The organism is Zhongshania sp., from assembly GCF_041623545.1.
Taxonomy (GTDB): Bacteria; Pseudomonadota; Gammaproteobacteria; order Pseudomonadales; family Spongiibacteraceae; genus Spongiibacter.
Map to the genome: position 1 here is coordinate 1 of NZ_JBFJWS010000087.1, position 11235 is coordinate 11235.

An 11235-nucleotide genomic window follows, 5' to 3' on the forward strand; every position below is an offset into this window, starting at 1 on the left:
AGCCAGATCGAATTACTCGAGGCCCTGTGTCAGGGCTGGGAAGATAACGATGGCCGCAGCGTGTTTTTTTGCGGTGACTTACAGCAATCTATTTACGCCTTTCGCGGCAGCTTGGTTAGCTTGTTTGATGAGCTCATGCAGCGCGGTAACTTCGCCGGCAAAACGCTTGTTCCGCTCCAGCTCAGGGCCAATTTCCGCTCATCTCCTGATCTAGTCAACTGGGTTAATGATTGTTTTAAAGTGTTGTTTACCGACCGAGGTCGCCATTACGAAGCAGCGCTGCCTCAGCGCAGCAATGCGGGTATGGTAAAAATTCATCCTCAGGTTTTAGCCAAAGGGGTGAATGCGAAAGCGGGGGCAGCACTGGCTGAGGCCAAGCAGATTGCTGACTATCTTGTCGATTTACACGCTCGGGATGCCGAGATCGGCAAATTGTCGTCGGTGGCTATTCTGGTTCGCAGTCGGAGCCATTTAAAACATATTATTCCGGCGCTCAAGGCGGCGGGCTTGAGTTTTTCTGGTCAAGATATCGACAGTCTCGGTACCACCCCTGCGGTGATGGATTTTATGGCCCTGCTGCGGGCGCTGTGGCATGAGGGCGACGATGTTGCCTGGGCGAGTGTGTTGCGCGCGCCTTTCGTGGGGGTAAGTTGGGACGATCTGCTGCAATTGCGTGAAGGCAACGGTCTACTGCGCGACGCGATAATGGATGAGGCGCTATGCACTCACCTTAGCGAGGATGGGCGACGCGCGGTGAATCGCTTGCGCAGCACCCTGCAATGGTTGGAAAGCTGCCCTGACAGTCGGGATTTGCGCTGGGCATTGCGCAGTGCTTGGCATCTTCTCGGTGGCCCGGCCTGTATTGAAGCGCATCAGCAAAGTGATATTGACCGGGTGCTGCGCTTATTAGACGACTACGCGCCGGCAGGTTTACTGGAAGATATTCAGGGCTTAGAGCGCGCCCTGGAGCGCCTATACGCGGCCCCGCCAAGCAGTCATATCGAATTAATGACGATTCATAAATCCAAGGGCTTGGAGTTTGATGTCGTTATCTTACCGGGCCTAGGTTCGGCAGGTCGTAACGCCGACCGTGATCTTTTGGCTTGGCAGCGCTTGCGGGGGCATATGATTTTTGCGCCCAAGCCACAGCGCAACAACAGCGATAAAGCCGCAGATAAGCTCTACAACTATATGAGCGAAAGCCAGCGCCGCGCCCTAGATGAAGAAATGGACCGACTGATTTACGTGGCCTTGACCCGCGCTAAGCGTGAGCTGCATTTATTTGGCGTTTGCCAAATCAATAGCAAGGGGGATGTCGCGGCCAACGCCGGGAGTGTGTTGGCGCGCTTATGGGATAGTGTTGGCGACACTTTTGAGCGGGCCGAGATTATTGAGCAAGATGATGCTGTCGCGCCTATGCGAGTGCCGTTGGCGCCGCGGCTTCGGGATTACCGCATCGAACTTAGCCCTGTATGGCAGCCACCGGAGCCGGTGGTGTCGCCTTTGCAACGCGCCCAGCGTCAAACTGAAAATGCGGTGTTGGAAGATAATATTGAAGAGCGTGCCGTCGGTATTGTCTTCCACGAGTTGATGGAGCGCCTTGGCGGGGGCGGTGCGAACTGGGCCGCTGATCAAGTGCGCCTGCGCCAAGGCGTAAGCCAGCGCCTGCGCCACCACTGCCATCCTGAGCCCGGCTTAGACGACAGTATCGAGCGGGTGCTGGGCTTATTAACCAATACCCTTAATTGTCCCAAAGGTCAGTGGATTCTGGCGAGTTACCAATGGCAGGAGAGCGAACAAACCATTCGCCGGATGTTGGCAGGGCAATGGCAGACCTTAATTTTAGACCGCGTGTTTATCGATCAAGGCCGTTGTTGGATAGTCGATTATAAAACAGCCAGCACCCGCGGCAGTATTGATCACTTTTTGGCTGCCCAAGTGGAACGATATAGCGAAAAAATGCGGATTTATGCACAAGCTTTACGCGCAACTGGGGTAGAATGCGCGATCGTGACGGCGCTGTATTTCCCCGCTCATCAGCGGTTGCTGGAGTTGGAGGAAATATAATTAAGCCGAGCGAAATTCCGGCCGTGGACGTCGGTGTTCAATGGGCTATTCAGTGGCTGTGCTGATCGAATTTGGGAATGGTTTTTACATGAAACAAGCGCTTTATTTCAGTGTTTTGTCGGTATTACTGGCTGGTTGTAGCCAGTTTAAAACCAATAAGCAGGCGGCCCCGATCCCAATAAACTTAGAAAGCCATGTCCAAGAGCGGAGCGAAGATGTAAAAGCAGACGCGCCTACGCCGTCGCCAAAAATCGTGACCGGCAATACCCGAACGATGCTGTTAGGTAAGTGGTACGGCATTCGCAAAACCACCGATGGTGGTCAAAAAGAGTGGTTAACTGAGCGCTCCGCGGATGGTACTTACCGAGTCGATTTCCGTTTTACCGCTAAAAATGGCGATGTTCGCTCGCAGTCTGAAGTCGGTTTTTGGGGCGTGTCAGGTGGCACTTATTTCCGCATTTTTCGCGGCTGGCTAACGGTCGACGGTATGAAACCGGCAGACCCCACCAATGCTGATCACTATGATGCCTATGCAATTCAATCACTCAGTGATAATTATTTTAGCTATAAGCACGTCAGCCGAGATCACGTATATACCGTGAAAAAAATGGCGGCGGACTTCCGGCTGCCGATCATTGTGAAAAGCGAAAGCAAGGAACCGTTGACCTTTAGCTTCTAAGCGTGATCGCGACCAGCTCACTGCATTGTGTTGTTGGTCTGCTCGCATACTCCCCTCTTCGAAACCATACTTGTCAGCAGTTTGGTTTCTATTTCACTCGGTCAGGGTACTGGGCTTTTAGTTGAGCACTAAGCTCAAATTATAAAAACCAACGCGCCGCAATGGGAACGAAGATGGCGGTGAATGCACCCGTTAAGCACAGCGCTAGGCTGGAAAAGGCGCCGGCAACGGGGCTGCGTTCAAAAGCGCGGGAGGTGCCAATAGCGTGGGCGGCAAGGCCCAAGCAAAATCCCCAAAGCCGATCGTCTTGAATATTCAGCTTATTAAACAACCACGTAATGGTGGTTATACCCACAACACCGGTCAAAATAACAGAGGCCACCGCGATAGTCGTAATGCCGCCAATATCTTGCGTGACGGTGATCGCAATAGGCGTGGTAATCGACTTGGTGGTTAGCGATAGTAATGTGCTTTGGTTGGCGCCAAAGAGCCAGGCGATAATTAGCGCAGATGCTGACGCGAACACCGCGCCGGTACTCACGGTAATTAGCAGTGGCCCAGCCATATTGCGCAGCAAATGCAACTGCCGATAAAGAGGTACCGCTAACGCTACGGTGGTGGGTCCGAGTAAAAAGGTCAGCCAGTCGATATTGCGGTAGTAGGCGTGGTAGTCCTGGCCCAAGCTAAATAGCGCGACTGCAATGAGCGTGGCGCCACTGATTGTTGGGTGAAGCAGCGCCGCGCGATCACTGCGCAAATACAGGAACATGGCACCCTGATAAGCTAATAGGGTGAGGCATATCGCAAAGAGTGGGCCGTGGAATAACTCGCTCATATCAGCCATTCCTGCGCTGTAAAAAGCGTATTAATAGGCCGCAAAATACTAATGTGCTGATTGTGCCAAGGCTGACTGCTGCAATAAATGCGGGCCATTGGTCCGCAAAGCCTGCACCGAGGAAAAATACCCCGGCGGCGGGTGCCATCAGTAGTAAGGGAAGTAATTCAATGAGTTTCTGGCTGCCGGTTTCTAAATCCTTTGGCACACTGCCTTTTAGGCATAGGCCACAAAATAATAGAAACATGCCAATGACGGGGCCGGGCAGTGGCAAGTTGAAGGCGCGCTGTAAAAACTCACCGATTAATTGGCAGCCGAGTAGCGTGAGGAAGCCTGCCAGCATTAACGCTTAACCATCGGTAAGGCGCTAACAATGGCGCAGAGCGCCAAACCAATAAAGGCAAACAAGGACCAGTTGGGCATGCTTAAGCCGAAGAGTGTCCACACAATTTCGGCGCAATTGCCGTCGCCGATCATGAGGGTGCTAAAGGCTTCGCTAAAAGGTAAATTCGCGAACATATATTCTAGGCTAGGGCCACAAGCTGGCGCTTGGTCGGCAGGTAGGCCCTGCAACCACACTTGGCGATAGGCGACAGCGCCACCGAGGCCGGTAAACAGTAGCATTAAGCCCGCGCTGAGGTAGCGACCTTTTTGTTGCGGGTGAACGATCAAGGCCGTTAGCGCGACCAGCGCCGTCAGTACAAAAAAGGCGCGTTGGGTAATACACAGCGGGCAGGGATGAAGGCCATCGAAGTATTGGGTATAAAGTGCATACCCGAGTAAGGCTGAGCAGCAAGATACAATAAAAGCGTAAATCCAGCGGGATGTCAGTGGCATTTGGGTCTCTCCGTATGCGCCATACAGTAGGGGAATATCCGATATCAGACAAGTCCGACCTTGGTCGGGTGGGTTAGTGCGGCATTAGGCGAGAATTCTTCGCATAATTGCGTCATTAAATTGGGGTACAGAGCTGCAAACTGCTGGTTTATTAACGGTAGTAAGTGGGCGAGCTCGGGGCCGCAATGGCCTAAGGGGTTGTCGCGCTTAACCCGCTGACCAATGCGCCCGAGCATGGCTTCGATATTGCGCCAATCGTCCATTTTGCTCAGCACATCGTATTGAGCGAGAAAACGAATCTGCCGTTTGGCGGCAGTCGGAAAGTTTTCGCTGTGATCCAGTAGACTACGGTAACTTTGTGACGTGAACGTGACGATATCTTGATGGTGAAAGTCCCGCCAATTCATACTCAGGCAGTGATCAAAACAGACGTCTAACATAATGCCACCATAGCGACGGTAGTTTGCCGGTAGCGCCTCTAGGCAGTGGCTGACTAGCGGGTGACTGTCGGTAAGTGCATCTATACGGCGGTGAAGGCGAATGCCAGTCTCCCAAGGGCTGGGGAAATCACCCCGCAGGGGGCCTTTTACAAAGTCCCCTAACAAACCGCCCACCAACAAGCCGTCAGTGCTGAGGTCGCAGCGCTGCGCCACTTGTTCGGCAAGGAGAAAATGGGCCAGATAGTTCACAGTTCGCGGTATTGCTCGTAAAAGCGGGCAAGGTATTCCTCAAAATCCTCACCCGCTTGTTCTGCTTCGAGCTTGGCTTGTGCGACCAAAGACGCCTCTTGCAGGCGTTTGAAGCGGCTGGCTTCAGCGGGCCGCAGGCCGCGCTCGCTAAAATCATTGGCGTGGGCCTGAGACTGCGCCATCGCGTAGTGGTAGTAAGATTCTACGCCGCCTTCCAGTTCAGCAACAATTTGCGCCGATGGGGTCAGGGCCGGGTCGTGGATTTTGGCTAGTTGCTGGGCGCAGCTGGCACGGTAATCTTCGCTGTGATGGGCGGTGTCCAATTGCGCTGCAATTTTGCCAATGTCGCCAATAAGTTCCTCGGCCCAATCTTGCAGAGCGCGGGGCTCGCCATGCTGGCTTAATTGCAGACCGGGTTGCCGACCGCGATTGACCACGTCTAGTAAATTCGCGGTGATCTCGGCGTTACTGTCGTCGTCACAGGGCGGGCTGTCTTGGTATAAGCAAAACAGTAAAAAGGCATCTATAAAACGAATTTGTTCGGCATTGATACCCAGCGGCAGCATCGGATTAACGTCTAGGCAGCGCACCTCGATGTATTCCACGCCAGCACGTCGCAGTGCGCCAATGGGTATTTCGCCGCTTTGGGTAACGCGCTTAGGGCGAATGGGGCTGTAAAATTCATTCTCTATCTGCAGCAAACCACTGGATAATTGCTCGTCCTTTGGAAACGCTTCGTAGTCTGGGTGCGAGGTGGTTATGCCTCGGCGCAGCGTCTCTACGTAGAAATCGAGGTGGTTATAGCAAATATTGAGGTTTTTCTGGGCGTCACTTTGATAGCCTAAATCGCCCATGCGCAGAGACGTGGCGTGGGGGCCGTAAAGCGTGTATTCACCACAGGCTTGCAGTTGGTGGGGGCGCCCGTTTAAAAAGCAGCGAGAAACCGCCGGGGCGGCGCCAAACAAATACACGAGTAACCAAGCGTAACGACGAAAATTGCGAATCAAGCCAAAATAGCTATTGGTAATATAGGTTTCTAATAACAATTCACTGCCGTCGGTGGCGTGGAGCTCTGCCCACAAGGACTTAGGTAGGGAGAAATTGTAGTGAATACCGGCTATTGTTTGCATTTTGCGGCCGTAGCGGTGCCCTAAGCCGAGGCGGTAGCGAGTCTTCATGGTCGCGGTATTACTGCTACCATAGCGGGCCACGGGAATCGCTTCGTCGTCGTTCCCTAGGCGACACGGCATACTGGCGTTCCAGATGATCTCGTCTTTGAGTTCACTGTTGGCAAAGCGATGAATTGCGTCTAGCTCGGCAAGGGTTTCATCAATCGACGAGCTTACGGGAGTGATAAACTCAAGCAGGGCTTCAGAGAAGTCGGTAGTGATTGAGGGGTGACAAAGTGCCGAACCAAAGGCAGCCGGATGCTCCGTTTGCGCTAACATGCCGCTGGGGTCGGCGCGCAGGCTTTCTTTTTCAATACCGCGCATAATTTGGCGCAGTAGATGCTGTTTGGGTTCTTCTGCAAAAAAAGCCAGTCTTTGTTCTAACGATGTGGCCAAAATGGCATCCTCTGCGGAGCATAAAAAGGCCGCTCAGTGTAAATCCGCGCTAAGCTACTAACAAGCATTGTTGATGACGTGATTGTCATGTTCATAAACGGCTGATAAAACGACAAATAGAATTGGAGAATGACATGTCTGAAGGGCAAACGGGAATTTTTGTTGAGGGTAGCAGCTCGCATTTTTTCTTGGAGTATCAACTTATTGAGGGGCTAAGTGATACGCAGCTTAAGGCGGCACTGCGCAGTGTAATCGCGCTGGCGGTAAGTGCAGAGGTGAATTTGGTCTGGGCATTTGGCGCCGATTGCTGGCGACGCCTTGCGCCAGCCGCCGTGCCTAGCGCACTTAAGGATTTTGCGGCGATTGGCGAGGGCAAGCGAATCGCCCCTTCCACTCAGCGAGATATATTACTTTGGGTGCACGGCAATAACCACAGTGCAAATTTTGATGCGGCCATGGCTGTTACGGGGGCATTGGTGTCGGTCGCCACCCTAAGCCTTGAAAAAATTGGTTTTGTGTACAAAGACTCCCGAGACTTGTCGGGCTTTATCGACGGCACTGAAAATCCCAAAGGGCGGGGGCAGCAGCAGGTCGCATTGATTCCGGATGGCGAGGTGGGCGCTGGCGGTAGCTTTGTAATGAGCCAGCAGTGGATTCACAATTTAGCGGGATTTCACGCACTCAGTCAGCGCCAGCAAGAGGATGTGATTGGCCGCACCAAGCCCGATAGTATTGAGCTAGATGATGAGCGCATGCCGGATAACTCACACGTTAGTCGCAGCGACGTAAAAATTAACGGAGAGGCGCAAAAATTATATCGGCGCAGTGTGCCCTATGGTGGGGTTCTGGAGCATGGCTTGTATTTTCTGGCTTTTAGTCGGGATATTCAGCGTTATGACCACATTTTAGCCAGTATGTTTGGCGTGTCCGGTGACGGAATACACGACCATTTAACGGATTTTTCCACCCCAGTCAGCGGAAGTTATTGGTTTGCGCCATCTGTTGTTGAACTTTCTGGAATAGGGTCTCTCTAATCATTTGAAGTCTCCTACTCTAGGTATATTTGAGCGCTCATATGAGCGCTCTTTTTTTTTGCCTTAAGAAACGCGGGACGGGAGATGGGGGACGCTAAGGCTAAAACCAGTGCGCTGTTTGGTTTTTGCGTCTTCCGTCTCCCGTCCAGCTTTCAGCGCTTTACACCTGTCCATTTGCTTGGCATTGTCAGGCTCATAAAAGTAATCATGGCAAACATGGAGACAATAATGAGCAAAATCCCAGCGTTTCCCCCACTAAAATCGGCGGGGCTACTTTGTTTCACTTCGCTCTTACTATTGGCTTGCGCAAAAGATCCTGCGCCCGAAGTTGCTGCACCCAAGATGGCCGTGGTGGAGTGGACTAAGCATGGCGGCGGTGATGCGGAGCAACGTTTTTCGCCCTTAGAGAAAATTAACGCAAGCAATATCAAGGACCTAGGCCTCGCCTGGGCCTTCGATTTAGGCGTGAGCCGCGGTATTGAGGCGACCCCGCTGGTGGTGGACGGCATAATTTATGTCACCGCTACGTGGAATAAAGTATTTGCCTTGGATGCCAAAACCGGCGCGCTGCGCTGGCAGTTTGATCCTAAAGTAGATCGCAGCAAAGCGGCGGACTTGTGTTGCGACGCGGTGAACCGAGGTGTGGCCTACGCTGATGGCAAAATTATCACTGGCACAATCGACGGTCGTTTACTGGCCTTAGACGCCAAAACCGGCGTTAAGCTCTGGGATACCATTACGATTGATCAGAGTAAGCCCTACACCATTACGGGCGCGCCGCGTATCGTTAAAGATAAGGTCTTTATTGGTAATGGTGGCGCAGAATACGGTGTTCGTGGCTACGTCTCGGCATACGATCTAAATAAAGGCGCTCTGCTATGGCGCTTCTTTACTGTGCCGGGCAACCCCGCAGAAGGATTTGAGAGCCCAGCGATGGCCACGGCCGCCGAGACCTGGAAAGGGGAATGGTGGAAATTCGGTGGCGGCGGCACGGCTTGGGACTCCATGGCCTATGACCCTGAGCTCGACCTGCTTTATATCGGAGTTGGTAACGGTTCGCCGTGGAATCAAAGTATTCGCAGCCCCGGCGGTGGCGATAACCTTTACCTCTCTTCAATAGTGGCGCTGCGGCCTGATACCGGCGAATATGTTTGGCACTATCAAACCACGCCCGGTGAGACTTGGGATTACACCGCGACCCAGCATATGATTTTGGCTGATCTGCAGATCGAGGGCAAACCTCGTAAAGTCATTATGCAGGCGCCGAAAAATGGCTTTTTCTATGTGATCGATCGGGCTAGCGGCGAGTTGCTGTCGGCCAAAAATTACGTGCCCGTCAACTGGGCTACGCATATTGACCCAGATACCGGCCGGCCGGTGGAGATTCCCGAAGCGCGCTGGGGGGGTAAGGCGCCTTACATGCAGCTGCCAGGGCCTTTTGGCGGTCATAACTGGCATCCAATGTCATTTAGTCCTGACACCGGTTTAGTCTATATTCCCGCGATGGAAACCCCGTATGTCTATGCCGATGATAAAAATTTCACGTATAACGCTACGGGTTGGAATACCGGCACTGACAGTGCTATGGGCTCATTACCCACCGACATAGCCCAATTCAAGGCGGTAAAAGCCGCAGTGAAAGGCCGCTTACTGGCTTGGGACCCCGTTAAACAGCAGCCAGCGTGGCAGGTAGAACACAATAGCCCGTGGAATGGCGGAGTCCTTTCCACTGCCGGCGGCTTGGTTTTTCAAGGTAATGCTGATGCCAAGCTGGTGGCCTATCGCGCCGACAACGGCGAACGTTTGTGGGACTTTTTTGCACAAACGGGCATTGTTGCGCCGCCGATTAGCTATGAGCTTGATGGCGAGCAGTATATTGCTGTGGCGTCGGGCTGGGGTGGTACCTTTGCCTTGGTATACGGCGGCTTGTTTCCCGCCGCCAGCGATGCCGGCGTCGGACGTTTGATGGTGTTTAAATTGGGTGCTAAGGCCAGTCTTCCGGCACTGCCGAGCAATGTAGTGACAAAGCCAGCGCCACCGGAGTCCACCGCGGATGCGCAAACTATTGCCAAGGGTAAAATGGTCTACGATAGCAATTGTGTCGTTTGCCACGGCGACCATGTTATCTCGAGCGGACTGGTTCCCGACCTGCGCTGGTCGGGTTTACTCGCGACTGATGAGGCTATGCAAGCCGTTGTTCTCGATGGCGTATTGAGTTCACGTGGTATGCCGTCATTTAGTGGTGTACTGAGTAAACCTGATGTGCAGGCTTTGCGCAGTTATATTATTTCTGCAGCCCATGAGGGCTTGGAGGCAAAGCTCGATATTGGCAAGTAAGACCTTATTGGGGCTTAGTTCAATTTAGGTAGGCGTTTTTACCAAGACTGAACTAAGCTCAAGCCACACAGTCAAAGCCTGCGTTCGTTTCCTTAATAGACAATCGAGAAATTATGAAACAGATTCTGATAGGAACTACACTGGCGGTATTTGCAACTTTGCTAATGGCGTGTTCTGACGACAAAGTTGCTGCGCCTGCCGCAGAGAAAGGCTCTACGTCAATAAGTATCGACACGGGTGAGGGCTCCTTTGGTTATAAGAGCGACAGCGATGGCGAAAACACATCGCTCACCGTTGATGCCGATGGTGGCGACGGTAAAGGCAAGAAATAGGTTCGCTTTGCAGCGTAGCCGATAAAGGACTAATCGAATTAAATGATTTGTCCTTTATTTTTTTAATTAGTTATTTCGCGTTGATCTCAATTGGCGCAAATCCCTGATAGATCCTCTATAAAATGCCCCAGTGCGCGATGCTCTATCGCTTTGATTTTTTCTTGTTGTGCCACTGTTAGCATGTGATACATCGACGCCGCACCAAAATCGCCAAACAAAATATTGGCGTCTTGATCAAATAAGGTGTTGTGAGCGTATAAATCCCCGTGACACACCTGCTGGGCATGCAAGTGTTCGAATACCGATGTCATTTGCTCAATCATTTTATTAATTTGTCGCGTAGTGAGTGAAAAGTTCTCTGGGAAAATATCGCGGGTACAGCTGGCGAAACTCGGGGGCAGTCCGAGGTTTTTATAGGCTGGCGGTATCAGCTTCATGATCAATGCACGGCAGTCGGGTTCATTTACTTGGGCGAGTGATTTAACCAAATTAGGGTGGCTCCCAACTTTTAAGCAGGCGCGCAATTCATCTTGAGGGTAGCCATCACTGGTCACTTCGCCTTTAAATATCTTAACGGCAACTTCATTTGGAAACTGATGCTGAGGTGAATTCCACGTTGCTTTGGAAATAACGCCCGAAGCCCCCTGACCTAGTACTTCGTGCAGAGTTAAATGCGACGAGCTTATTTCCGGGACAGTAGCCTGCGGTGCTTTGCATTCGCTAAAAGGATTGCCAGCAAACGCAAACCACGCGAGGTTCGGAAGCTCAAGCACGTGCTCGGGGCAGTGCGTAATCTGATTGGCAGAAATTCGCAGCAATTCAAGTTTTTCACACCGCGATAAACCGATGGGTAATTGTTG

Annotated in this window: 11 protein-coding genes; 5 read left to right on the forward strand and 6 right to left on the reverse strand. The window is 52.3% G+C overall.

Features of this window, described 5'->3' with window-relative positions; translation table 11 throughout:
* Together ABYT30_RS09855 and ABYT30_RS09860 are read left to right on the forward strand one after the other, a co-directional pair.
* On the forward strand, positions 1-2067 hold a 2067-nt coding region (locus tag ABYT30_RS09855; RefSeq protein WP_373096265.1), incomplete at its 5' end, for a UvrD-helicase domain-containing protein.
* An 88-nt stretch (positions 2068-2155) separates the two neighbouring features.
* Positions 2156-2746 carry a hypothetical protein gene (locus ABYT30_RS09860; RefSeq protein ID WP_373081614.1) on the forward strand — a complete coding sequence of 197 codons (591 nt, stop codon included), beginning with the start codon at positions 2156-2158 and terminating at the stop codon, positions 2744-2746.
* A 139-nt stretch (positions 2747-2885) separates the two neighbouring features.
* Here ABYT30_RS09860 and ABYT30_RS09865 read toward each other — a convergent pair whose 3' ends face one another.
* Genes ABYT30_RS09865 through gshA form a run of 5 tightly spaced genes read right to left on the reverse strand, consistent with a single transcriptional unit; the run spans position 2886 to position 6672 of the window.
* On the reverse strand, positions 2886-3581 hold the full coding sequence (locus tag ABYT30_RS09865; RefSeq protein WP_373081611.1) for an LrgB family protein: 696 nt from the start codon (positions 3579-3581) through the stop codon (positions 2886-2888).
* Between the two features lies 1 nt (position 3582).
* Positions 3583-3924, reverse strand: coding sequence for a CidA/LrgA family protein (locus ABYT30_RS09870; protein WP_373081609.1), 342 nt, complete (start codon positions 3922-3924; stop codon positions 3583-3585).
* Complete coding sequence (locus ABYT30_RS09875) at positions 3924-4418, reverse strand: disulfide bond formation protein B (protein ID WP_373081607.1); 495 nt, start codon at positions 4416-4418, stop codon at positions 3924-3926. The genes ABYT30_RS09870 and ABYT30_RS09875 overlap by 1 nt, the downstream gene beginning before the upstream one ends.
* A 44-nt stretch (positions 4419-4462) precedes the next feature.
* Complete coding sequence (locus ABYT30_RS09880) at positions 4463-5107, reverse strand: ACP phosphodiesterase (RefSeq protein WP_373081606.1); 645 nt, start codon at positions 5105-5107, stop codon at positions 4463-4465.
* Positions 5104-6672: a glutamate--cysteine ligase gene (gene gshA, locus ABYT30_RS09885; RefSeq protein ID WP_373081605.1), complete on the reverse strand. Its 1569-nt coding sequence runs from the start codon at positions 6670-6672 to the stop codon at positions 5104-5106. The genes ABYT30_RS09880 and gshA overlap by 4 nt, the downstream gene beginning before the upstream one ends.
* Before the next feature lie 134 nt (positions 6673-6806).
* On the opposite strand from gshA, the gene ABYT30_RS09890 reads away from it, so the two are divergent.
* The 3 genes from ABYT30_RS09890 to ABYT30_RS09900 all read left to right on the forward strand — a co-directional run bounded on the left by ABYT30_RS09890 (position 6807) and on the right by ABYT30_RS09900 (position 10375).
* Positions 6807-7706, forward strand: a complete 900-nt coding sequence (locus ABYT30_RS09890; protein ID WP_373096267.1) for a Dyp-type peroxidase — start codon at positions 6807-6809, stop codon at positions 7704-7706.
* Between the two features lie 228 nt (positions 7707-7934).
* Positions 7935-10043 (forward strand): PQQ-dependent dehydrogenase, methanol/ethanol family, encoded by a 2109-nt coding sequence (locus tag ABYT30_RS09895; RefSeq protein ID WP_373081602.1) that lies wholly within the window; start codon positions 7935-7937, stop codon positions 10041-10043.
* 113 nt (positions 10044-10156) lie between these two features.
* On the forward strand, positions 10157-10375 hold the full coding sequence (locus ABYT30_RS09900; RefSeq protein ID WP_373081600.1) for a hypothetical protein: 219 nt from the start codon (positions 10157-10159) through the stop codon (positions 10373-10375).
* 86 nt (positions 10376-10461) lie between these two features.
* Here ABYT30_RS09900 and ABYT30_RS09905 read toward each other — a convergent pair.
* Positions 10462-11235, reverse strand: a 774-nt coding sequence (locus ABYT30_RS09905) for a protein kinase (protein ID WP_373096269.1), incomplete at its 5' end; no start/stop codon positions are given.

Coding starts and splice junctions, on each gene's coding strand:
- ABYT30_RS09860 (WP_373081614.1), top strand. CDS start 2,156: ATGAAACAAGCGCTTTATTTCAGTGTTTTGTCGGTATTACTGGCTGGT.
- ABYT30_RS09865 (WP_373081611.1), bottom strand. CDS start 3,581: ATGAGCGAGTTATTCCACGGCCCACTCTTTGCGATATGCCTCACCCTA.
- ABYT30_RS09870 (WP_373081609.1), bottom strand. CDS start 3,924: ATGCTGGCAGGCTTCCTCACGCTACTCGGCTGCCAATTAATCGGTGAG.
- ABYT30_RS09875 (WP_373081607.1), bottom strand. CDS start 4,418: ATGCCACTGACATCCCGCTGGATTTACGCTTTTATTGTATCTTGCTGC.
- ABYT30_RS09890 (WP_373096267.1), top strand. CDS start 6,807: ATGTCTGAAGGGCAAACGGGAATTTTTGTTGAGGGTAGCAGCTCGCAT.
- ABYT30_RS09895 (WP_373081602.1), top strand. CDS start 7,935: ATGAGCAAAATCCCAGCGTTTCCCCCACTAAAATCGGCGGGGCTACTT.
- ABYT30_RS09900 (WP_373081600.1), top strand. CDS start 10,157: ATGAAACAGATTCTGATAGGAACTACACTGGCGGTATTTGCAACTTTG.